We start from the raw sequence: 23,311 nt of genomic DNA on the forward strand, positions 1-23,311 counted from the left end.
CGCCATGCAAATGATCTATAACAGCCCTAACTACTGTGTCGTCGAGTTTCCTCCGCAGGAAGGTCTGCTTGCCATGAAGTCGGGCGGCTATGAGATTGTCGACAAGAACATGCAGCGCGAAATCTACATCGACGGGGCAATGGCGGCGCGTTTTCGCGAGCATGTGCAAAAGCTGATCGAAGGCGAGCCGACGCTCGACGAGGTTGATGAATTCCTCGGTCAATTCGACAGTCTGATGCATCAACCGGTGGTCCTGCATTGACCGGAGGTGTTCAGCTGGCGCTCTGGCGACATCGATCGACCGCACCGCGCGGCTTTGCCGGCGGGTTCCATCAAGCGGTCGGCGGCAGCGAAACGGCCCGGCAGGCTTTGGCTTGCCGGGCCGTTTTTTATTGCATCGTTTGTTAGCGCGTTTCTGAATTCCCGGCGCGGCGCGTTCGTATCGGTCGATTTTGCCGGCCGCGCCTCGCAGTCTCCTCCGCGGCGGGCGTATCCGCCCGGCTGCGGCTACAATGACAGGTTTTCCGCCAACGCCGGCGCAAGCCCTCGTCCGCCATGACCCAGCCTGCTCAATCCATCACGCCAGTCCGTTCGGAGCCCGCCTACACCCGCGGCGCAGCGCTGCCCGCGCTGCTGAACTCGCGCATCCTGATTCTGGACGGCGCGATGGGCACGATGATCCAGCGCTACAAGCTCGACGAAGCCAGCTATCGCGGCGAGCGCTTCAAGGACTACGCGCGCGACATCAAGGGCAACAACGAACTGCTGTCGATCACCCAGCCGCAGATCATCGCCGAGATTCACGAGCAGTATCTCGCGGCGGGCTCGGATATCATCGAGACCAACACGTTCGGCGCGACCACGGTCGCGCAGGCCGACTACGGCATGGAATCGCTCGCCGTCGAGATGAACATCGAATCGGCGAAGCTCGCGCGCGCCGCGTGCGACAAATACACAACGCCGGACAAGCCGCGCTTCGTCGCCGGCGCGATCGGCCCGACGCCGAAAACCGCCAGCATTTCGCCGGACGTCAACGATCCGGGCGCGCGCAACGTGACCTTCGACGAACTGCGCGCCGCGTACTACGAGCAGGCGAAAGCGCTGCTCGACGGCGGCGCGGACCTGTTCCTCGTCGAAACGATCTTCGACACGCTGAATGCGAAGGCCGCACTGTTCGCGCTCGACGAGCTGTTCGAAAACACCGGCGAGCGTCTGCCGATCATGATCTCGGGCACCGTCACCGATGCGTCGGGCCGCATTCTGTCGGGCCAGACCGTCGAGGCCTTCTGGAACTCGTTGCGTCACGCGAAGCCGCTCACGTTCGGCCTGAACTGCGCGCTCGGCGCGGCGCTGATGCGTCCGTACATCGCCGAGCTCGCGAAGCTGTGCGACACCTACGTGTCGTGCTATCCGAACGCCGGCCTGCCGAACCCGATGAGCGACACCGGCTTCGACGAATTGCCCGCGGATACCTCTGGCCTGCTGAAGGAATTCGCCGAAGCGGGGCTCGTGAACATCGCGGGCGGCTGCTGCGGCACGACGCCCGAGCACATCGCGGCGATCGCGAAGGCGCTCGCCGAGCTGAAGCCGCGCAAGTGGCCGAGCCAGTATCGCGACGCGGCCTGAGCCCGCCTGAAACACTTCGCCCCGACGCCCTGCACGTCCTGCACGTCCTTTAACGCACGCACCCGACTCGCACACACGCCATGACCGATCACACCATGCGCCTTGCCGGCCTCGAGCCGTTCAACGTCACGTCCGGGACGCTCTTCATCAACGTTGGCGAACGCACCAATGTGACCGGCTCGAAAGCGTTCGCGCGAATGATCCTGAACAATCAGTTCGACGAAGCATTGGCCGTCGCGCGCCACCAGGTCGAGAACGGCGCGCAGGTAATCGACATCAACATGGACGAGGCGATGCTCGATTCGAAAGCGGCAATGGTCCGCTTCATGAATCTGATCGCGTCGGAGCCGGACATCGCGCGCGTGCCGATCATGATCGACTCGTCGAAGTGGGACGTGATCGAGGCGGGTCTCAAGTGCGTGCAGGGCAAGGCGATCGTCAACTCGATCTCGCTGAAGGAAGGCAAGGAAGCGTTCGTTCATCATGCGAAGCTGATTCGCCGCTATGGCGCGGCTGCGGTCGTGATGGCGTTCGACGAACAGGGCCAGGCCGATACGTTCCAGCGCAAGACCGGGATTTGCAAGCGCTCGTACGACGTGCTCGTTAACGAAGTCGGCTTTCCGCCCGAGGACATCATCTTCGATCCGAACATCTTTGCGATCGCGACCGGCATCGAGGAACACAACAACTATGCGGTCGACTTCATCGAGGCGACCCGCTGGATCAAGCAGAACCTGCCGTACGCGAAGGTGAGCGGCGGTGTGTCGAACGTGTCGTTCTCGTTCCGCGGCAACGATCCGGTGCGCGAGGCGATTCACACCGTGTTCCTCTATCACGCGATCCAGGCGGGGATGGACATGGGCATCGTCAACGCGGGCCAGCTCGGCGTGTATGCCGAACTCGATCCCGAACTGCGCGAGCTCGTCGAAGACGTCGTGCTGAATCGCCGTCAAGACGGCACCGACCGCCTGCTCGAAATCGCCGACAAGTTCAAAAGCGGCGGCGCGAAGAAGGAAGAGAACCTCGAGTGGCGCAAGCAGCCGGTCGAGAAGCGTCTCGCGCATGCGCTCGTGAGCGGCATCACCACGTTCATCGTCGAAGACACCGAGGAAGTGCGCGCGAAGATCGCCGCTGCAGGCGGCCGTCCGATCAACGTGATCGAAGGCCCGCTGATGGACGGCATGAACATCGTCGGCGACCTGTTCGGCCAGGGCAAGATGTTCCTGCCGCAGGTCGTGAAGTCGGCGCGCGTAATGAAGCAGGCGGTCGCGCATCTGATCCCGTTCATCGAGGAAGAAAAGCGCCAGCTCGCGGCGGCCGGCGGCGACGTGCGCGCCAAGGGCAAGATCGTCATCGCGACCGTGAAGGGCGACGTGCACGACATCGGCAAGAACATCGTGTCGGTCGTGCTCCAGTGCAACAACTTCGAAGTGGTCAACATGGGCGTGATGGTCCCGTGCAGCGAGATCCTCGCGAAGGCGAAGGTCGAGGGCGCGGACATCATCGGGCTGTCGGGCCTGATTACGCCGAGTCTCGAAGAAATGGCCTACGTCGCATCGGAAATGCAGCGCGACGACTACTTCCGCGTCAAGAAGATTCCGCTCCTGATCGGCGGCGCGACGACCTCGCGTGTGCACACGGCGGTGAAGATCTCTCCGCACTACGACGGGCCGGTGGTCTACGTCCCGGACGCGTCGCGCTCGGTATCGGTCGCCTCGAGCCTGCTGTCCGACGAGGGCGCCGCGAAGTACATCGACGAACTGAACGCCGACTACAACCGCATCCGCGATCAGCATGCGAACAAAAAAGCACAGCCGATGGTCACGCTCGCGCAAGCGCGCGCCAATAAGACGAAGATCGACTGGGCAGGCTATCGTCCGGTCAAGCCGAAGTTCATCGGCCGGCGCGTGTTCAAGAACTTCGATCTGAACGAGCTCGCGAACTATATCGACTGGGGTCCGTTCTTCCAGACGTGGGATCTCGCCGGCCCATATCCGGCGATTCTCAATGACGAGATCGTCGGCGAATCGGCGCGGCGCGTGTTCTCCGACGGCAAGTCGATGCTCGCGCGCCTGATTCAGGGCCGCTGGCTGCAGGCCAACGGCGTGATCACGCTGTTGCCGGCCAACACGGTGAACGACGACGACATCGAAATCTACACGGACGAATCGCGCACCGAAGTCGCGCTGACGTGGCGCAATCTGCGTCAACAGAGCGTGCGGCCGGTGGTCGACGGGGTGATGCGACCGAACCGCTCGCTGGCCGACTTCATCGCGCCGAAGGACTCGGGCGTCGCCGACTACATCGGCATGTTCGCGGTGACGGCGGGTCTTGGCGTCGACGTGAAGGAGAGGCAGTTCGAGAAGGATCTCGACGACTACAGCGCGATCATGCTGAAGGCGCTCGCGGACCGGCTCGCCGAAGCATTCGCCGAAGCGTTGCACGCGCGCGTGCGGCGCGACCTGTGGGGCTACGCGAACAGCGAAAACCTCTCCAGCGACGAGCTGATCGCCGAAAAATACCGAGGCATCCGCCCGGCGCCAGGCTATCCGGCCTGCCCCGACCACCTCGTCAAGCGCGACATGTTCGACGTGCTGCGGGCGAACGAAATCAACATGAGCGTGACCGAATCGCTGGCGATGCTGCCGGCGGCGAGCGTGTCGGGCTTCTACCTCGCGCATCCGGACAGCACCTATTTCTCGGTCGGCAAGATCGGCGCGGATCAGCTCGACGACTACGCGCAGCGGATGTCGCTCACGAAAGCGGACGCCGAGCGCGCGTTGGCGCCGTTGCTTTGAGCGTGAAGCGATACGTGGCCGGGCCGTGCGGCCCGAGCCGCGCGTGCGCGACTATATTGAGTCCGAAAGACAGAATATTTGGCGCCACGGCAATTTCGGCTTTGTAGACTGAGTCGGCTTTCATCGCGTCAGGCGCGAGCACAACGCGCCGGCTCACCGAGATTGCAACCGTCAACGGAGAAAAATCGTATGAAGAAGCTGACACTGTTATTGACCGCTGTTTCGCTGGCCGCGGGCGCTTCCGTGGCGCTCGCACAACCCGCCGCGCCGGGCGGATCGAGCGCGGTCAGTTCCTACTCGCCCCCCACCGAGGCGCATGTCAAAAAGGCGAAGAAGCAAAAGATGAAGAAAGGCGCGGCAGCCTCGGCGGCCCCCGCGAGCCAGTGAGCGGCGAGGCCGACAAGCCCTCTGATCGGGATAGGGGCAGGCCTCGCGGCCCGGCCCCTCCCACACCACCGTGCGTACGGGTCCGTACACGGCGGTTCGGATCGGTTAATCGACTATGGCCTTAGTGATGGAAGCCCCAGCGAGCGAAGGTAACGGTTTGACAGGGCGATGCCCAGCGCGGGACTGCAACTCAGCCGCCACGCATCGTGTGGCGAACCGACCGTCTGGGCAGCAAGGTTTCGGCTGACGCCGCGTACTGTCAGCTCCCGGAATCTTGTGCGGCCCCGTTTCCACTGCTTCCAGAAGAAGCAGCGGATGCGGCGGCGTATCCATTCATCCAGGCGTTGCAGAACGCTGGGCGTTTCGCAGAAACCGAAGTAGCCCCGCCACCCTGCCAGATAACGTTTCAGCGCGCCGATCATCTGGTCGACGCTGACCCCGCGCGTGCGTTGAGTCAATTCCCGGATGCGCTCCTTGAGGCGGGACAGCGCCTTGGGCGCAATACGCCGTTTGACCTTGTCCCGATCCGAGAAGGTGAACCCCAGAAACTTCCGCGTGTGTGGCCGTGCGACCGCGCTCTTGGTCTCGTTGACCGTCAGCTTCAGCCTGCCGGCGAGGAAGGCCTTCAGCCCCGCCATCACACGCTGGCCCGCGCGTTCGCTGCGTACGTAGACGTTACAGTCGTCAGCGTACCTCGCGAAACGCAGCCCGCGTCGCTCAAGCTCCCGGTCAAGATCGTCGAGCATCAGATTGGATAATAGCGGGGACAGGGGACCACCCTGGGGTGTGCCCTCGTCCGTCGCACCAACCAGCCCGTGCTCCATCACACCCGCCGTCAGGAAGGAGCGGACCAGCTTCAGCATTCGCTTGTCGCTGACTCGCTTTGCCACCCGACTCATCAGGATGTCGTGGCTCACGCGATCGAAGAATTTCTCCAGATCCAGATCTACAACCCATCGGTACCCCGACTGGATGTAGCTTTGCGCCTGCGCCACGGCCTGATGTGCCGAGCGGCCCGGACGGAAGCCGTAGCTGGACTCCGAGAACGTCGGGTCCCACTGCCTTTGCAACACCTGCAAGACCGCCTGCTGGACGAATCGATCAAGCGCAGAGGGGATGCCGAGCTTGCGCACGCCACCACCATCCGGCTTGGGTATCTCGACCCGTCTCACAGGTTGAGGCTTGTATGTGCCGTTCAGCAGCGTGGCCCGTATCGACGGCCAATGCTCCCGCAGGTACGCCGGTAATGCCTGAACGGTCATCCCGTCCACGCCCGGTGCGCCCTTGTTCGCTTTCACACGCTTCAACGCCTGCTTCAGGTTCCCCCTTTCGCAGACTTCTTCCATCAGTCGGTCATATGCCGACGGGCTTTCAGACTCGGGGTTCGCCGCCGTAGGTTCAGCCCCTCCACCAGCAGCCATCGGGGCTTCACCCCTGCTTCCGCTGTCGAGGACGCGATGCGTTTTCTGCTGCTCTCCCATGTCGAGTTCTCCGGCTTACTCGCCGCTCCTTTCCGTTCGGGCCTTCAGGCGTCGCCGCCCTAATATGCCCTCTGCTGACTCCTGCACGGTGGTCAACGGCCCTTGCGAGCCGCTCAGTCCTGATTCCAGGACGCCATGCAGGCCTCCCGAGGTAAGCGCAACCGCCTTCACCACACACCTGCCAGATCTACCACCCCAGCCCTTGATGGCTATGGACTTCGCAATCAATTGCTTGCTCGTCCGGCTAGGTAGGCCTCGCATCTGGTTTCTGTTCGTCAGGTCATGGCTTTGCTACACGCTTCCTTCAGACCCCGCCTCACGACGACGCCCTTGCGTTTCGCTAGTCCTTCACCACCATCAGGTTGGACAGGGGACTCACACCCCCAAGCTGTTGCGCATGCTCGGCGCACAATGACAAAGAGCCCGCGTCAAGCGGGCTCCTTTCTTTGAGTGCACCCCAAAAGCGCTTATGAAGGCCTTCCGAGACCAGGCCGCGGCGCTCGGGACCCAGCAGAAATCAAAGCCCCCAGACGATATCCGCGTTTTCCTTCTGCGCCGCGCGCAGCATGTCGAGGAACGGATACGCGCGCTGCGCGAGTCCGGGCGGAATCTCGTGACGATCGCGGCCGTCTTCGCCCTCGTGGAAATGGCCCTCGTGCTCGGCGCGCTCCTGCTTGTCGGAGGTGATCGCCGCTTCGAGCTTCTCGATGGCCGGGCCCAGTTCGTCGTGAGTAATGACGCCCCGCTGCCCAAGGCGTTTGCCGACAATGCCAACCAGATACTGCGCCAGATTCTCCAGCATCATCACGTCCGGGCAGGCGTGGCACTTGAAAGTAATCAGCATGACTGTTCCCTTTTTCGTTATGTCGGGTTAATGCATGAGCGTCCCAAGGGCGGCAACAGCGCGCGCCTGACGTGGCGCCGGCAAGGCGCCGCGGCCCCAGCCCCTCGTGGGCAACTCATTGAACATATTAGCACCTGCTAAAATCCGTCTGAACGGAAAAGCGCGCCGCCCAGCGCCACGTATGGCAAGGCTCGACGAGCATCGCGCACGGGTACCAAGCGGGGGCGTCGAACCATCGGCCGCGATCCGCATGCCGCGCGAGCCTGCGTGCCGGCGGGCCGCCGAGCGGAGTCCACCGGGTTGCGCTGCTTGCGTCTCGTCGCATCGCCTGGGGGACACTCTGCCGGCGGCGCAGCTATCGGCGCCGCAAAGCGCTGCCGCGTTCAACGCTTGCGACACCGGCCTCGGCCGGCGCCTCTTCCGCCTTACCGGATTGCCTCACTGGACTCGCAACAAGCATGCTGCCCGCACACAAACACACACTCGAAACACTGCTCGCCGAGACGGTGAAGCAGGTCGCGACTGCGACCCAAGGCGCGACGGAAGCCGCCTTCGTCTCGCCCGCCATCGCGCTGGAGCGCCCGAAAGTCGCCGCGCACGGCGACGTCGCGTGCAACGTCGCGATGCAGCTCGCCAAGCCGCTGCGCGCCAATCCGCGCCAGCTCGCGCAACAGATCGTCGATGCGCTGCTCGTCAATCCGCAGGCCAAAGGCCTGATCGACACCGCCGAAGTGGCGGGCCCCGGCTTCATCAACCTGCGGCTCACGGCCGCAGCCAAGCAAGGCGTGATCGCCGCCGTGTTCGCCGAGAAGGACGCGTACGGCCGCTCACGGCGCGACGCCGGCAAGCACGTGCTGATCGAGTTCGTGTCGGCCAACCCCACCGGCCCCCTGCACGTCGGCCACGGCCGCCAGGCCGCGCTCGGCGACGCGCTCGCGAACGTGCTCGCGTCGCAGGGCTGGGACGTGCACCGCGAGTTCTACTACAACGACGCCGGCGTGCAGATCCACACGCTCGCCCTGTCGACCCAGGCACGCGCACGCGGCTTCGCCCCCGGCGACGAAGGCTGGCCCGCGTCGGCCTATAACGGCGAGTACATCGCCGATATCGCGAAAGACTATCTGAACGGCATCACGGTCGAGGCGAGCGACGGCGAGCCCGTCACCGGCGCGCGCGACGTCGAGGACCTCGAGGCGATCCGCCGCTTCGCGGTCACGTATCTGCGTCGCGAGCAGGACATGGACCTGCAGGCGTTTGGCGTGAAGTTCGACCAGTACTACCTGGAGTCGTCGCTGTACACGGAAGGCCGCGTCGAGAAAACGGTCGACGCGCTGATCGCCGCGGGCAAGACCTACGAGCAGGAAGGTGCGCTGTGGCTGCGCACCACCGACGACGGCGACGACAAAGACCGCGTGATGCGCAAGACCGACGGCACCTACACGTACTTCGTGCCGGACGTTGCCTATCACGTCGCGAAGTGGGAGCGCGGCTTCACCAAGGTCATCAACGTGCAGGGCTCGGATCACCACGGCACGATTGCGCGCGTGCGCGCAGGTCTGCAGGGTCTCGGCATCGGCATTCCGAAGGGCTACCCCGACTACATCCTGCACAAGATGGTCACGGTCATGCGCAACGGCGAAGAGGTGAAGATCTCGAAGCGCGCGGGCAGCTACGTGACGGTGCGCGACCTGATCGAATGGTCGGGCGGCGCGACGCCGGGCTCGGAAGCGGCCGTCGATCTGATCGACGAGGAAACCATTCGCCGCGGCCGCGACGCGGTGCGCTTTTTCCTGATCTCGCGCAAGGCGGACACCGAGTTCGTGTTCGACATCGACCTCGCGCTGAAGCAGAACGACGAGAATCCGGTGCACTATGTGCAGTATGCGCACGCGCGCATCTGCTCGGTGATCGCCGAGTGCAACGCGCGCTACGGCCTCGACGAGAACGCGCTCGCGAGCGTGGATCTCGCGCCGCTCACGAGCGAGCGCTCGATGGCGCTGCTCAACAAGCTCGCCGAATTCCCGGACATGCTGCAGCACGCCGCCGACGAACTCGCGCCGCACGCGGTCGCCTTCTACCTGCGCGAACTCGCCGGCGAATTTCACTCGTTCTACAATGACCGTGCCGAGCGCGTGCTGGTCGACGATGCGGCCGAACGCAACGCTCGCGTCGCGCTGCTCGCGGCCACGCGCCAGGTGCTGGCCAACGGTCTCGCGACGATCGGCGTCTCCGCTCCCGTCAAGATGTAACTCCTCCAGCGTAATATGCGCGCGGCCGTCGTTATAATCGGCGGCCGTTCCTGGATTCTTTTTGCAGGTGATTCGTACGATGGCAAAACCACGCCGCACAACAAAGCAATCGAAGCAAACCGGGGGCACTTTTCTCGGCATCGTGCTGGGCCTGATCGTCGGCCTGGCGATCGCGGTAGTGGTGGCGCTGTATATCACCCGTGCACCTACGCCGTTCGTGTCGAAGGTCGCGCCGCCAGCGGCGACCGACAACGGTGCGAGCCAGCCGCAATACGATCCGAACCGTCCGCTGCAAGGCAAGACGCCGGGCCAGCCGGTGCCGCAGGCCGCGCAACCGGCTCCGCCGAACACCGCGCCGGGCCAGACCAACGCCCAGACCCAGTCGGGCATGCTCGAAGAACCGCAGATCGTCGAAGTGCCGCCGTCGGGCGGCAACGCGAATAACAACGGCACGGCGGTCGCGCCGAATCCCGCGCAGGAGAACGGCACCGGCGGCATCGTCGCGCCGGCGCCGGCGAAGAAGCCGCAGACCTCGAGCGCGCCGGCCGCCACGGCGGCAGGCTCCGCGCCTAAGAGCGCGACCACGGTCGCCAACGCCAAGCCGGGCTCGGCTGCCGCTCCGGCACCGGGCGAGGCGAACACCGGCTATTTCCTGCAGGTCGGCGCGTACAAGACCGCCGCCGATGCCGAACAGCAACGCGCGCGCCTCGCGTTCCAGGGCTTCGAATCGAAGGTCACGCAGCGCGATGCCGGCGGCGTCACGTACTACCGCGTGCGCATCGGGCCGTTCTCGAAGTTCGAGGACATGAATTCGAGCCGTCAGCGTCTGTCGGACGCGGGTGTCGATACCGCGGTGATCCGCTTCACCAAACAATAAATAAACGGTAATGCCGGCTCGCACCGTGCGTCGAACTATCCGCGCGGCGCGCGGGTCACAAGCACGATGGCCGCTTCGACCTGTATTGTGGCGGGCGGCCACACCGAATCCGACCAGCGGCGACGGGCCTTTCGCATGGCGTCGCCGCGCTACCGCCTTATCTGGGTCTACACAACATGAAAAAGCTGCTGAGCATCCTGTTTCTCTCGCTGGGCCTGATCGGGGCCAGCGCGCATGCGTCGCCGACCGCGCCGGTTGCCGGCAAGGACTACACCGTGCTGGCCTCGCCGCAACCGACCGACGTGCCGGCCGGCAAGATCGAAGTCATCGAATTCTTCTGGTACGGCTGCCCGCATTGCAATGAATTCGACCCGTTCCTCGAAGCCTGGGTCAAGAAGCAGGGCCCGGACGTCGTGTTCCGCCGCGTGCCGGTCGCCTTCCGCGACGACTTCATCCCGCACTCGAAGATGTACCACGCGCTCGACGCGCTCGGCGTCGCGAACGAACTGACGCCGAAGGTGTTCAACGAAATCCATGTCAACAAGAACTATCTGCTGACGCCGGAAGACCAGAGCAAATACCTCGCGACGCTCGGCGTCGATCCGAAGAAGTACATGGAAGCGTACAACTCGTTCTCGACGCAAAGCGCGTTGCAGAAGGACAAGAAGCTGCTCGACGACTACAAGATCGACGGCGTGCCGACGCTCGCGGTGCAGGGCAAGTATGAAACCGGCCCGGCCGCGACCGGCACCCTGCCGGGCACGATCCAGGTGCTCGACTACCTCGTCTCGCAAGTCCGCGCCAAGAAGATGTAATCACGAGGCGCCGGTATGAGTTCTCCGCTGAAGGTTTTCATTACCGGCGCTTCGAGCGGCATCGGCCTTGCGCTCGCCGGCGAATACGCACGGCGCGGCGCGATTCTCGGCCTCGTCGCCCGCCGCGGCGACGCGCTCGCCGCGTTCCAGCGGTCCCATCCCCAGAACACCGTCTCGATCTATGCAATCGACGTGCGCGACGCGGAAGCGCTCGCCGATGCGGCCGCGCGCTTCATCGCCGCGCACGGCCTGCCGGACGTCGTGATCGCCAACGCCGGCATCAGCCGCGGCGCGCTGACGGGTCACGGCGATCTGCGCACGTTCCGCGAGGTGATGGACATCAATTACTTCGGCATGGTGGCGACGTTCGAGCCATTTGCCGCCGCGATGGCCGCATCGAAGCGCGGCACGCTGGTCGGCATTGCGAGCGTCGCGGGCGTGCGCGGCTTGCCCGGTTCGGGCGCGTACAGCGCGTCGAAGTCGGCGGCCCTGAAGTATCTCGAGGCGTTGCGCGTCGAGATGCGGCCGTTCGGCGTCGGGGTCGTCACGATCGCGCCCGGCTATATCCGCACGCCGATGACCGAGCACAATCCGTACAACATGCCGTTCCTGATGGACCCGGACCGTTTCGCGGCGAAGGTCGCGCGGGCGGTCGAACGGCAGACGTCGTTCGGGGTGTTTCCGTGGCAGATGCGCGTGGCCGCGATGCTGCTGCATGTGCTGCCGCGCTGGCTCTACGACCGCGTGTTCGAACGCGCGCCGCGCAAGCCGCGCGCCGCCACCGAGTAAGCCATGCAGTCACGTGCGGTCGATGCAGCCGGCGTCGCGCACGAATCCGCGGGCACCGACGCGCGCATCGTGTCGCTGGTGCCGAGCCTCACCGAAACGCTTTTCGCGCTCGGCCTCGAACGGCAGATCGTCGGGCGCACCGGCTTTTGCGTTCATCCGCGCGACAAGGTCCGGGCGGTGCCGAAGGTCGGCGGCACGAAGGCCGTCAAACTGGACGCGATCCGCGCGCTGCGCCCCACCCATCTGATCGTCAATGTCGACGAGAACGAACGCGACACCGTCGAGCAACTGCGCGCGTTCGTGCCGCACATCGTCGTCACCCATCCGCAGACGCCGCACGACAACCTCGCGCTGTTCGCGCTGCTCGGCGCGATCTTCGGGCGTGAAGAAGAAGCGCGGCGCTTGAGCGACTCGCTCGAAGCGCGTCTGCGCGAAGCCGGCGCTCACGCCTTCGCCGCGCAGAGCGTGCTGTACCTGATCTGGCGCGAACCGTGGATGAGCGTCGCACGCGACACCTACATCGCCGCGATGCTGCGCCTCGTGAACTGGCATACGCTGCCCGACGTGCGCGGCGGCAGCGCGGGCGCCGCGCGTTACCCCACGCTCGACTTCGACGACGCGCCGTGGCTCGCGCAGGTCGAGCGCGTGCTGCTGTCGAGCGAGCCGTACCGCTTCACGGCCGCGCATCGCGATGCGCTCGCGCGCGATCCGCGTCTCACCGGCAAGCGCATCGATCTGATCGATGGGGAAATGACGTCGTGGTACGGCGTGCGCGCAATAAGTGGCATCGGCTACCTGCTGCGTCAGGCCGCCGCAGCCTGAGGCGGCGGCATGGTCGCGCCGCCCCCATATGGATATGTCGATTAAATTGTTGTCGCCAAAATGGCGCTTCGATAAGCTTTCGCGAAGGCGCGCCGCCGGCTAGGCCTCGAAGGCCGGCCCCCAGGCCTCGGGCCGGGATCGCCCGACCTGTACGACGGCGCCGGGAACGTATCACAATCGTGGCGACGCGCGCGCCGGGACCGCTGACCTGCCCGCTCACGCATCGCCGCCATAAACACAACCAGACGCACTGCCTGACTGCGCTCGTTACCGGAGATCCTATGCGCTTCAAACTGCTCGCAGCCGCCATCCTGCTCACTGCGCCCGCGCTCGTGCTCGCCAAACCGTTGACCGTCTGTACCGAATCGAGCCCTGACGGCTTCGACGTCGTGCAGTTCAATTCGCTCGTCACGACGAATGCATCGGCCGACGTGATCTTCAACTCGCTGGTGTCGTTCGACGAAGCCGCGAAGAAGGTCGTGCCCGCGCTCGCCGACAAGTGGGAAGTGAGCCCCGACGGCCTGACGTACACGTTCCACCTGCGCCCCAACGTGCAGTTCCAAACCACCGACTACTTCAAGCCCACCCGCGCGCTCAATGCCGACGACGTGATCTTCACGTTCGACCGTATGCTCAACGACAGCAATCCGTGGCACAAGGTGGCGGGCGCGAGCGGCTTCCCGCATGCGCAATCGATGGGGCTGCCGAAGCTGATCAAGTCGATTACCAAGGTCGACGACAACACGGTCAAGTTCGAGCTGAACGAGCCGAACGCGACGTTCCTGTCGATCCTGACGATGGGCTTCGCGTCGATCTATTCGGCCGAGTACGCGGACCAGTTGCTGAAGGCCGGCAAGCAGGTCGATCTGAATGCAAAGCCGATCGGCACCGGCCCGTTCGTGCTGAAAAGCTATACGAAAGACGCGGTGATCCGTTATGACGCGAACCCGACCTACTGGGGACCGAAGCCGAAGATCGAGCGCCTGATCTACGCGATCACGCCGGACGCGACCGTGCGCGCGCAGAAGGTGAAGGCTGGCGAATGCCAGATCGCGCTGTCGCCGAAGCCGCAGGATCTCGCCGACGCAAAGAACGACAAGTCGCTCGCGATCGTGCAGACGCCCGCGTTCATGACGGCCTTCGTCGCGCTGAACACGCAGCAGAAGCCACTTGAAAACCAGAAGGTGCGCGCCGCGCTGAACATGGCGTTCGACCGCACGACATATCTGAAGACCGTGTTCGACAACACCGCGACGCCGGCCGTGAACCCGTTTCCGCCGAATACGTGGAGCTACAACCACTCGATCAAGGGCTGGCCGTACGACCCGGCGAAGGCGAAGAAGCTGCTCGCCGACGCGGGCTATCCGAACGGTTTTGAAACGACGATCTGGGTGCGTCCGAATGGCAGCGTGCTCAATCCCAATCCGAAGGCCGGTGCCGAACTGCTGCAGGCCGACTTCGCGAAGATCGGCGTGAAGGCGGACGTAAAGGTGATCGAATGGGGCGAGCTGATCAAGGAGGCGAAGCAGGGTCAGCATGACACGCTGTTCATGGGCTGGGCCGGCGACAACGGCGATCCGGACAATTATCTGTCGCCGCTCTTCAGTTGCAACGCGGTGAAGTCGGGCATCAACTTCGCGCGCTTCTGCGATCAGGACCTCGACAAGCTGATCGCCGAGGGCAGAGCGACGTCCGATATCGCCAAGCGCACGAAAGCGTATGAAGCCGCGCAGCAGATCATCCACGACGAAGCGCTGTGGATTCCGCTCGGCTATCCGACCGCTGCCGCGATCACGCGCACGAACGTGAGCGGGTATCACGTGAGTCCGTTTGGACGGCAGAATTTCGGGGCGGTGGTGGTGCAGTGATTTTGCGCTGCGGTTAGCGCAGGCGGCCCTGCAAGAAAGCCTGGTTTTTGAACCGGGCTTTTTTTATTCAACGCGCGAATTGGCTGGTTGCATCTGACACTGCGTAACCTTTTTTCGACGTGATCTCGGGCCTTCGCTCGCCAGACCGATTCCTAATGCAATTTTCCTCAGGCAAGAAGCTGATAATTGCTTGCAAAGTAGCCGCCCACACTTTGACAGAAGGAATGGTTATGGCAATGCAAGCTCCAACGAGGACAGGTTTTGAACGGTGGCAGGATGGCGTTAGCAAGGCTGTAAGCGATGCCAAATGGAATTCCTGGGACTGCGAGATCCAGATGGCAGTCCTTGAGTACAACCGCCATCTTCACGGCACTTCCGGGTACGTGCCCTTGGACTGGCAGCTTATCAAGGCGATGTTGTGGGTCGAAACAGGTGCCCACGATCCTCAGTGGAACGCCAAGCCGATGCGAATTGGGGTTGCAGGCGATCCTGGATTAGCATCGCTGCTTTCAGGTAATGAAGGCGGCGATTTGATTGTGCCGCCAGCCTGGATAGGACGGCTGACAATGGCCTCAGTCAGAACGATACCGGCGTATAACATCCGCGCTGGTATTGGTTATTTGCTGATGCGCATGGCACATTTTAAGTACCGAAGCGTACTTCGTGCTGACCCTAAGGTTTACGAAATCGCCGTCAGGCTAGGAGACAGCCTCGACAAGATGGCGAAGGCTCAGGGCACGACGATCGACACGTTAAAAGAGCTGAATCCCACCGCCACCGTTCTGCGACCCGGACAAGTGTTGAAGTACCGGAAGGCTTCAGCTCAAAAGGCTATTACGAGCTGGCGCCCCTTCTCCGCGGCATTGATAGCGGAGCGTTATAACGGAGGCGGTGACCTCAACTACGCCAGAAAGCTTGATTACACTTTGTCAATGGTGCGTAAAGGAAAGGTGGCCCTATGCGCGCGATAAAGCTGATCTGTTTAGGCATGGCCGTCTGCCTGCCAACGTTGGTCCTTGCGGCCTCAACTGCTCTCGTTGCAAGCGAGCGGGCTTTACGCGAAGAATGCAGTGCATTCTCGCAAGCGGGAATGCGGGACTGTCTGGCAGAAAAAGCAGAGGCCAGTCAGAAGGCCCTCAGACGAGCCGAGGAGAAGATGGCTCGCACCCTCTCCAAATGGGATGAAGACAACAAGTACGTGAACCAGGCCAAGGCAAGACTCGTCGCATCAAACAGCAAATTCGCTAAGTACCGCGAGACTCAATGCCAGTTCGCAGCTTCGCTAAGCGGTGGTGGAGCCGGCAGTGCACGCGAAGTGCGCAGTTTGGCTTGCGTTGCGGAACTCAACAACCGGCGTGCCCAGCAACTTCGCGACGCTGCATCTGACTTGCCGTTGAAATAGTTCGAATGAACACACCCAGCACCGTTGCGCCGCTGAGTGCGCTCATATAGCGCATCGAATCGAAAAGATCACGCCGCCGCAAACCGAATCACCCCATCCGCATCCTGCGTCCGCTTCAAATCCCCTGCTCGCCACAGCAGATGCAAATGCGCGAGCGCCTCACCCATCGCGAATGTCATCTGATGGATATCGAGCTGGCGCTTGAACATCAACGGCACGATATCGGCGGCGCTGCGCGGCTTTTCCGCACATGCTTCGCGCACTTCGGCGAGCCGCGCGTCGTGATGCTCGCGCAGTTGCTGAATGCGCGTGCGCACGCCGCGAAACGGCTTGCCATGCGACGGCAGCACGAGCGTGTCTTCAGGCATCGTCTCGTAGCGGCCGAGCGACTCCAGATACAGTTCGAGCGGCGAACCCTCAGGCTCGATATCGAACACCGACACGTTGGTCGAAATGCGCGGCAGCACCATGTCGCCGGAAATCAGCGTGCCGGTTTGCGCGCAGTGCAGCGCACAGTGTTCCGGCGAATGGCCGAAGCCCGTCACCACGCGCCACGTCCTACCGCCAATCCTCACGTCCTCGGCTTCGCGCAAACGGCGGTATTGCCTCGGAATCGCCGGCACGAGGCTCGCGTAGTAGCTATTGCGATTGCGCAGTTTCTCGAGCGATTCGGCGTCGGTCAGACCGTGCCGCGCGAAGTGCCGCGCCGCGGCCTCGCCACCCGCGTTCGAGCCGTCGCCGGTCGCCATCACGCGCGCCTGCATGTATTCGCCAAGCGTCATCCACAGTCGCGCGTCCCAACGCTTTTTATCGCCACCGCCGCACACCCAATGCGCGAGGCCGATGTGATCCGGATGGCAATGCGTGACGATCACGCGCAGCACCGGCAGGCCGTCGAGCACCGATTCGAACACGCTCTCCCAATTCGCCTTGATCGTGTCCGACGTGATGCCGCAATCGACCACGGTCCAGCCTTGCTGGCCATCGATCTCATCGCGCAGCAGCCACAGGTTGATATGGTCGAGCGCGAATGGCAGCGGCATGCGCAGCCAAAGCACGCCGGGCGCGACTTCCATCGTGCGGCCCGCGTCGGGCATCGTGTCGTTGAAGGGGTATTCGAGCTGGTGTTCGAGTGAATTCATGGGGACTGTCTTCCTCCAACGACCCTCCGGCATGGCGAGGTGTGCGATGCCGGTCGGCCGGGTTGTGGTTGCTTTCCGCTCAGGTTGACGATAACGTAAACGTCGATTCTATCGTCCAATCCGGTTTTGTGCCGACCAAGCGGCCACGAGATGTCCCGATGAATACGCAATACACGATCACCGAGCTCGCGCGCGAATTCGACGTCACGCCACGCGCGATCCGTTTCTACGAAGACCAGGGTTTACTCTCACCGAGCCGCGAGGGTTCGAGCGGCTTGCGGCGCGTCTATTCGGGCCGCGACCGCACCCGTCTGAAGCTCACCTTGCGCGGCAAACGGCTTGGCTTCACGCTGTCGGAGATCCGTGACCTGCTCGACGTCTACGAATCGCCGACCGATACCGTACCGCAGTTGCACGCGTTCCTCGCGACGGTCGCGCGTCATCGCGAAGTGCTCGAACGTCAGCGAGAAGATCTCGACGCGACGCTCGAAGATCTCGCGCAGTATGAAGCGCAGGCGCGCGCGCTGCTCGATGGCGCGAGGCACGACGCGAAGCCTGCCTGAAGCGGCCTGACTCTGACCGGCGTTTGCGGAGCGCGCGTGATGAATCACTTCCCCAAGCTGTTATCGTCGCAAATCGGTTTCGACGTCGCGCAGACGATGCTCGATGGGTTCGACCGTCACTACCGGATCTTTCGCGACGCGGCGATCCACGCGAAGACGCTGTTCGAAGCCGGCGACTGGCACGGCCTGCAAAAGCTCGCGCGCGACCGCATCACGTCGTACGACGATCGCGTGCAGGAATGCGTGCAGTTGCTCGAAGACGAGTACGACGCGGAGAACATCGACAGCGAAGTGTGGCAGCAGATCAAGCTGCACTACATCGGCCTCCTGACCACGCACCGTCAGCCGGAATGCGCGGAAACCTTCTTTAATTCGGTTTCCTGCAAGATTCTGCATCGCTCGTACTTCAACAACGATTTCATTTTCGTGCGCCCGGCGATCTCGACCGAATACATCGAGAACGACGAACCGGCCGCGAAGCCGACGTATCGCGCGTATTACCCCGGTACTGATGGACTTGCCGCAACGCTCGAACGGGTCGTCACGAACTTCCAGCTCGATCCGCCGTTCGAGGATCTGACGCGCGACGTCGCCTGCGTGATGCAGTCGATTCGCGAAGCGTTCGGCGTGTTCGACGAGGCGCCGAACTTCCAGATTCACGTGTTGTCGTCGCTGTTTTATCGCAACAAGGGCGCGTATATCGTCGGGCGCATCATCAACGGCGAGGCGCTGCTGCCGTTCGCGGTGCCGCTGCGTCACGTGAAACCGGGCGTGCTCGCGCTCGACACCGTGCTGCTCAAGCGCGAGCAGTTGCTGATCATCTTCAGCTTCTCGCACTCGTATTTTCTGGTCGATATGGAAGTGCCGTCCGCGTATGTCGAGTTTCTGCGCACGATCATGCCGGGCAAGCCGAAGGCGGAAATCTATACATCGGTGGGTCTGCAGAAGCAGGGCAAGAATCTGTTCTATCGCGATCTGCTGCATCACCTGAAGCATTCGAGCGACCGCTTCATCGTCGCGCCCGGCATCAAGGGGCTCGTGATGCTGGTGTTCACGTTGCCGTCGTTCCCCTACGTGTTCAAGCTGATCAAGGACAACTTTCCGCCGCCGAAGGAAACCACGCGCGCGCAGATCCAGCAGAAGTATCTGCTCGTCAAACGTCATGACCGGCTCGGCCGGATGGCCGACACGCTCGAATATTCGAGCGTCGCGCTGCCGCTCGCGCGGCTCGACGAAACGCTGTTGCGCGAACTCGAAAAGGAAGTGCCGTCGCTGCTCGAGTACGACGGCGACAACCTCGTGATTCGCCATCTGTACCTCGAGCGACGCATGGTGCCGCTCAATCTGTTCCTGCAGAACGGTAACGACGACGACGTCGAGCGCGGCATCAAGGAATACGGCGACGCGGTGAAGGAGCTGATCCAGGCGAACATCTTCCCGGGCGACTTGCTGTACAAGAACTTCGGCGTCACGCGACACGGCCGCGTCGTGTTCTACGACTACGACGAGATCGAATACCTGACCGACTGCAACGTGCGTGCGGTGCCGGCGCCGCGCAACGAGGAAGACGAAATGTCGGACGAGCCGTGGTACGCGGTAGGCCCGCACGATATTTTCCCGGAGACGTACGGCACGTTCCTGCTCGGCGATCCACGCGTGCGGCGCTCGTTCATGCGGCATCACGCGGATCTCTTCGAGCCCGAGCTGTGGCAGCGATACAAGGATTTTCTGTTGAAGGGCGATCTGCCCGATTTTTTCCCGTACGACCCGAGCGTGCGCTTTTGCGTGCGTTATCCGGAGCGGTTCGCCGAAGCAGCCGATGCGCAGGCGAACGAGCCAAATGTGCGCGTGGCTTGATGAATCCCACGAGGGTTCGCATCAGGCAACGCGCGGCGGTAGCCATCCAAGCTATGACCAAGGAGCTCGAACATGAGTGACGCAAACCACAGTGGTATCAACGCCGATCCAATCGTAATCGTCAGCGCGGCGCGCACGCCGATGGCCGGCTTTCAGGGCGACTTCGCGTCGCTGAGCGCGCCGCAACTCGGCGCGGTCGCGATCAAGGCGGCCGTAGAACGAGCGGGTCTGAAGCCCGAGCAGATCGACGAAGCGGTGATCGGTTGCGTGCTGCCCGCCGGCCTCGGCCAGGCGCCCGCGCGCCAGGCCGCGCTCGGCGCGGGTCTGCCGCTGGCCACCGGCTGCACGACGGTCAACAAGATGTGCGGCTCCGGCATGCGCGCGGCGATGTTCGCGCACGACATGCTGGCCGCCGGCTCGCTCGACGTGATCGTCGCGGGCGGCATGGAGAGCATGACGAACGCGCCGTATCTGCTGCCGAAGGCGCGCGGCGGCATGCGCATGGGCCACGGCCAGGTGCTCGACCACATGTTCTACGACGGCCTCGAAGACGCCTACGACAAAGGCCGTCTGATGGGCGCGTTCGCCGAGGAATGCGCGGCGTCGTTCGACTTCACGCGCGAGGCGCAGGACGCGTTCGCGGTCGAGTCGCTGAACCGCGCGAAGCGCGCGAACGAGGACGGCTCGTTCGACTGGGAAATCGCGCCAGTCACCGTAGCGGGCCGAAAGGGTGACGTCACGATCGCGCGCGACGAGCAGCCGTTCAAGGCCAACCTCGACAAGATCCCCACGCTGAAGCCCGCGTTCAGCAAGACCGGCACCGTGACGGCGGCGAACTCGTCGTCGATCTCGGACGGCGCGGCCGCGCTCGTGATGATGCGCGAGTCGACCGCGAAACGGCTCGGCGTGGCGCCGCTCGCACGCGTCGTCGGTCATTCGACGTTCGCGCAGGCGCCCGCGAAGTTCACCACCGCGCCGGTCGGCGCGATCCGCAAGCTGCTCGGAAAGAACGGTTGGCGCGCCGGCGACGTCGATCTGTACGAGATCAACGAAGCGTTCGCGGTCGTCACGATGGCCGCGATGAAAGAGCACGATTTACCGCACAACAAGGTCAACGTGAACGGCGGCGCGTGCGCGTTAGGCCATCCGATCGGCGCCTCGGGCGCGCGCATTCTCGTCACGCTGATCGGCGCGCTGAAGAATCGCGGTCTGAAGCGCGGTGTCGCGACGCTGTGTATCGGCGGCGGCGAGGCGACCGCGATGGGTGTCGAACTGATCTGATGCATCCACAAAATCTTCGAGGAATACGATGAAAACAGTGTTGATCGTCGGTGCATCGCGTGGCATCGGCCAGGAATTCGTCCGGCAGTACAGGCAGAGCGGCTGGCGCGTGCTCGCGACCGCGCGCGACGGCGCCGCGCTCGATGCGCTCAGCGAACTCGGCGCTGAAACCTTCGCGCTCGACGTCACCGCGCCCGAAGACATCGCGGCGCTCGGCTGGAAGCTCGACGGCGAACGGCTCGATGCCGCAATCCTGGTGTCGGGCGTGTACGGTCCGCGCACCGAAGGCATCGAAACGATCACCGCCGAGGACTTCGATCACGTAATGCACACGAACGTGCGCGGCCCGATGCAGCTGCTGCCAATCCTGCTGCCGCTCGTCGAGGAAACGGACGGCGTGCTCGCGGTGATTTCGAGTCGCATGGGCAGCATCGCCGATGCAAGCGGCACGACCGGCTGGCTATATCGCGCGAGCAAGGCGGCGCTGAACGCCGTGCTGAAGCTCGCGTCGCTCGACACGCAGCGCGCGACCTGCGTGTCGCTGCATCCCGGCTGGGTGCGCACCGACATGGGCGGCGCGCAGGCCGCGCTCGATCCCGCGCGCAGCGTGGCGGGCATGCGCGAGGTGCTGGCGCAGGCGGCGGCATCGCGCGACGCGTTCCACGGCCGCTTCTTTCAGCACGACGGCACGCAGCTCGACTGGTAGACAACTACGTTGCATGGGACCGGAGACACGCTCATGGTGCTTGATCAGGATCACCTGATGGTGCGCGACGCGCTGCGCACCTTCGTGCGCGAAGAAATCACGCCGTACGCGGCGCAATGGGACCGCGAGCGCACCTTTCCGCACGACGTGCACCGGCAGCTCGCCGAGCTCGGTGCTTATGGCGTGCTGGTGCCCGAAGCGTATGGCGGCGCGGGCATGGACGCGCTCGCGCTCGCGTTGATCCTCGAAGAAATCGCGGCCGGCGACGGCGGCACGTCGACCGCGATCTCGGTGAACAACTGCCCCGTGTGCAGCATCCTGCTCACTTATGGCAACGACGCGCAGAAGCGCGACTGGCTCACGCCGCTCGCGCGCGGCGAGATGCTCGGCGCGTTCTGCCTGACCGAGCCGCAAGCGGGCTCGGATGCGTCGGCGCTGCGCACCACCGCGACACGCGACGGCGACGCGTACGTGCTGAATGGCGTCAAACAGTTCATCACGAGCGGCAAGAACGGCGACGTCGCGATCGTGATGGCCGTCACCGACAAGGCCGCTGGCAAGCGCGGCATCAGCGCGTTCATCGTGCCCACCGGCACGCCGGGCTACGTGGTGGCGCGGGTCGAAGACAAGCTCGGCCAGCATTCGTCGGATACCGCGCAAATCGTATTCGAGGCGTGCCGCGTGCCGGCCGCGAACCTGATCGGCGCGGAAGGCGAAGGCTACCGGATCGCGTTGTCGGGTCTCGAAGGCGGGCGCATCGGTATCGCCGCGCAAAGCGTCGGCATGGCACGCGCCGCGTTCGAGGCGGCGCTGACTTACGCAAAAGAACGCGAGAGCTTCGGCGCGCCGCTGTTCTCGCACCAGGCGGTGCAGTTTCGCCTTGCCGACATGGCGACCCAACTCGAAGCCGCGCGTCAATTGATCTGGCACGCGGCATCGCTGAAGGACGCGGGCCAGCCGTGTCTGACCGAAGCCGCGATGGCAAAACTGTTCGCCTCCGAAGCGGCCGAGCGCATCTGCTCGGCCGCCTTGCAGACTCACGGCGGCTACGGTTATCTGAGCGACTTCCCGGTCGAGCGGATTTACCGCGACGTGCGCGTGTGCCAGATCTACGAAGGCACGAGCGACATCCAGAAGATCCTGATCGCTCGCGCGCTCAACTGAAATTTCAATGAACAAGCCATTGTTGTCACTGCAAAGACCGGTCGACTGTCCGTGCGGCGGCGCCGCGCCCGACGCACGCGGGGGCACCGCGACCAAAGCCCCGCGTTTCGCGCAATGCTGCGGCCGCTATATCGACGGCGGCGAAGCGGCGCCGCGCGCGCTCGAACTGATGCGCTCGCGCTATAGCGCGTACGTGCTCGGTGCAACCGACTACCTGCGCGCGACGTGGGACCCCAGCACCTGCCCCGCCGATCTCGACGTCGATCCCACCGCGCCCGACGCGCCCCGTTGGCTCGGACTGCAGATCAAAGGCTTCGCCGAAAGCGATGCCGATCACGCGACCGTCGAATTCATCGCCCGCTACAAAGTGGGAGGACGTGCTTATCGGTTGCATGAATCGAGTCGATTCGTGCGCGGCGATGATGGCCGCTGGCGTTATGTCGATGGCGACGTCAATGAGTAAATGAAGAGCACGCGACGATTAAGTAATCGCTGCATTACGCGCCGAAGCTTTCTCGTGTCTTTCACTTGCCCTCCACAAACTTTATAAAGGCCTTTGCATAGGCCTTTTTTCGTTCCTTTCTCGCGGGCTTCTTCGTTGGCCTCGCACCACAGCACTGACACGACCTTTACTCGCCGC

General features: G+C 63.7%; 20 protein-coding genes and 1 pseudogene. 18 read left to right on the forward strand and 3 right to left on the reverse strand.

Features of this window, described 5'->3' with window-relative positions:
* The first annotated feature begins 4 nt into the window (after positions 1–4).
* From OKW35_RS07670 to OKW35_RS07685, 4 genes and pseudogenes are all read left to right on the forward strand, one after another.
* Positions 5–262 carry a BTH_I0359 family protein gene (locus OKW35_RS07670; RefSeq protein ID WP_062125693.1) on the forward strand — a complete coding sequence of 86 codons (258 nt, stop codon included), beginning with the start codon at positions 5–7 and terminating at the stop codon, positions 260–262.
* Between the two features lie 293 nt (positions 263–555).
* Complete coding sequence (locus OKW35_RS07675; RefSeq protein ID WP_184062618.1) at positions 556–1,626, forward strand: homocysteine S-methyltransferase family protein; 1,071 nt, start codon at positions 556–558, stop codon at positions 1,624–1,626.
* A 68-nt stretch (positions 1,627–1,694) separates the two neighbouring features.
* A pseudogene (metH, locus tag OKW35_RS07680) lies at positions 1,695–4,424 on the forward strand (methionine synthase); the annotation flags it as partial.
* 189 nt (positions 4,425–4,613) lie between these two features.
* Positions 4,614–4,811: a hypothetical protein gene (locus tag OKW35_RS07685; RefSeq protein WP_018419250.1), complete on the forward strand. Its 198-nt coding sequence runs from the start codon at positions 4,614–4,616 to the stop codon at positions 4,809–4,811.
* Between the two features lie 113 nt (positions 4,812–4,924).
* Here OKW35_RS07685 and ltrA read toward each other — a convergent pair whose 3' ends face one another.
* Both ltrA and OKW35_RS07695 read right to left on the reverse strand, forming a co-directional pair.
* A complete protein-coding gene (gene ltrA, locus OKW35_RS07690; protein ID WP_429551605.1) occupies positions 4,925–6,292 on the reverse strand; it encodes a group II intron reverse transcriptase/maturase in 1,368 nt (455 codons plus the stop codon).
* Between the two features lie 517 nt (positions 6,293–6,809).
* Positions 6,810–7,136: a DUF1840 domain-containing protein gene (locus OKW35_RS07695; protein ID WP_018419249.1), complete on the reverse strand. Its 327-nt coding sequence runs from the start codon at positions 7,134–7,136 to the stop codon at positions 6,810–6,812.
* A gap of 458 nt (positions 7,137–7,594) precedes the next feature.
* Between OKW35_RS07695 and argS the strand changes: the two genes are divergently transcribed.
* The 8 genes from argS to OKW35_RS07735 all read left to right on the forward strand — a co-directional run bounded on the left by argS (position 7,595) and on the right by OKW35_RS07735 (position 15,958).
* Positions 7,595–9,385: an arginine--tRNA ligase gene (gene argS, locus OKW35_RS07700; RefSeq protein WP_429551606.1), complete on the forward strand. Its 1,791-nt coding sequence runs from the start codon at positions 7,595–7,597 to the stop codon at positions 9,383–9,385.
* A gap of 79 nt (positions 9,386–9,464) precedes the next feature.
* The gene (locus OKW35_RS07705; protein ID WP_260321301.1) at positions 9,465–10,262 is read left to right on the forward strand and encodes an SPOR domain-containing protein; all 798 of its coding nucleotides are present in this window, start codon (positions 9,465–9,467) and stop codon (positions 10,260–10,262) included.
* Between the two features lie 176 nt (positions 10,263–10,438).
* Positions 10,439–11,077: a thiol:disulfide interchange protein DsbA/DsbL gene (locus OKW35_RS07710; RefSeq protein ID WP_184062632.1), complete on the forward strand. Its 639-nt coding sequence runs from the start codon at positions 10,439–10,441 to the stop codon at positions 11,075–11,077.
* A 15-nt stretch (positions 11,078–11,092) separates the two neighbouring features.
* Positions 11,093–11,866 carry an SDR family oxidoreductase gene (locus OKW35_RS07715; protein WP_429551607.1) on the forward strand — a complete coding sequence of 258 codons (774 nt, stop codon included), beginning with the start codon at positions 11,093–11,095 and terminating at the stop codon, positions 11,864–11,866.
* A 3-nt stretch (positions 11,867–11,869) separates the two neighbouring features.
* Entirely contained in the window at positions 11,870–12,688 is an 819-nt protein-coding gene (locus OKW35_RS07720; protein ID WP_429407638.1) for a helical backbone metal receptor, read from the forward strand.
* Positions 12,689–12,969: 281 nt separating this feature from the next.
* Positions 12,970–14,556, forward strand: a complete 1,587-nt coding sequence (locus OKW35_RS07725; RefSeq protein WP_429551608.1) for an ABC transporter substrate-binding protein — start codon at positions 12,970–12,972, stop codon at positions 14,554–14,556.
* 230 nt (positions 14,557–14,786) lie between these two features.
* A complete protein-coding gene (locus OKW35_RS07730) occupies positions 14,787–15,527 on the forward strand; it encodes a LysM peptidoglycan-binding domain-containing protein (protein WP_429551837.1) in 741 nt (246 codons plus the stop codon).
* Positions 15,515–15,958 carry a lysozyme inhibitor LprI family protein gene (locus tag OKW35_RS07735; protein WP_429551609.1) on the forward strand — a complete coding sequence of 148 codons (444 nt, stop codon included), beginning with the start codon at positions 15,515–15,517 and terminating at the stop codon, positions 15,956–15,958. Before OKW35_RS07730 ends, OKW35_RS07735 begins: the two co-directional genes overlap by 13 nt.
* A 68-nt stretch (positions 15,959–16,026) precedes the next feature.
* Here the strand turns inward: OKW35_RS07735 and OKW35_RS07740 are convergent, their stop codons facing one another.
* Positions 16,027–17,100, reverse strand: coding sequence for an MBL fold metallo-hydrolase (locus OKW35_RS07740; protein WP_429551610.1), 1,074 nt, complete (start codon positions 17,098–17,100; stop codon positions 16,027–16,029).
* A gap of 158 nt (positions 17,101–17,258) precedes the next feature.
* Here OKW35_RS07740 and OKW35_RS07745 point away from each other — a divergent pair, with 158 nt between their 5' ends.
* The 6 genes from OKW35_RS07745 (at position 17,259) to OKW35_RS07770 (ending at position 23,134) form a co-directional block, all read left to right on the forward strand.
* A complete protein-coding gene (locus OKW35_RS07745; RefSeq protein ID WP_090802783.1) occupies positions 17,259–17,663 on the forward strand; it encodes a MerR family transcriptional regulator in 405 nt (134 codons plus the stop codon).
* Positions 17,664–17,702: 39 nt separating this feature from the next.
* Complete coding sequence (gene aceK / locus OKW35_RS07750) at positions 17,703–19,520, forward strand: bifunctional isocitrate dehydrogenase kinase/phosphatase (protein WP_429551611.1); 1,818 nt, start codon at positions 17,703–17,705, stop codon at positions 19,518–19,520.
* Positions 19,521–19,592: 72 nt separating this feature from the next.
* Positions 19,593–20,801, forward strand: a complete 1,209-nt coding sequence (locus OKW35_RS07755; RefSeq protein WP_184051305.1) for an acetyl-CoA C-acetyltransferase — start codon at positions 19,593–19,595, stop codon at positions 20,799–20,801.
* Positions 20,802–20,829: 28 nt separating this feature from the next.
* A complete protein-coding gene (locus OKW35_RS07760; RefSeq protein WP_429551612.1) occupies positions 20,830–21,507 on the forward strand; it encodes an SDR family oxidoreductase in 678 nt (225 codons plus the stop codon).
* A gap of 33 nt (positions 21,508–21,540) precedes the next feature.
* The gene (locus OKW35_RS07765) at positions 21,541–22,671 is read left to right on the forward strand and encodes an acyl-CoA dehydrogenase family protein (RefSeq protein WP_429551613.1); all 1,131 of its coding nucleotides are present in this window, start codon (positions 21,541–21,543) and stop codon (positions 22,669–22,671) included.
* A 7-nt stretch (positions 22,672–22,678) separates the two neighbouring features.
* The gene (locus OKW35_RS07770) at positions 22,679–23,134 is read left to right on the forward strand and encodes a YchJ family protein (RefSeq protein WP_429551614.1); all 456 of its coding nucleotides are present in this window, start codon (positions 22,679–22,681) and stop codon (positions 23,132–23,134) included.
* Positions 23,135–23,311: the final 177 nt, after the last annotated feature.

It is taken from the genome of Paraburkholderia sp. MM5477-R1, assembly GCF_050436385.1.
GTDB classification, from domain to species: domain Bacteria; phylum Pseudomonadota; class Gammaproteobacteria; order Burkholderiales; family Burkholderiaceae; genus Paraburkholderia; species Paraburkholderia tuberum.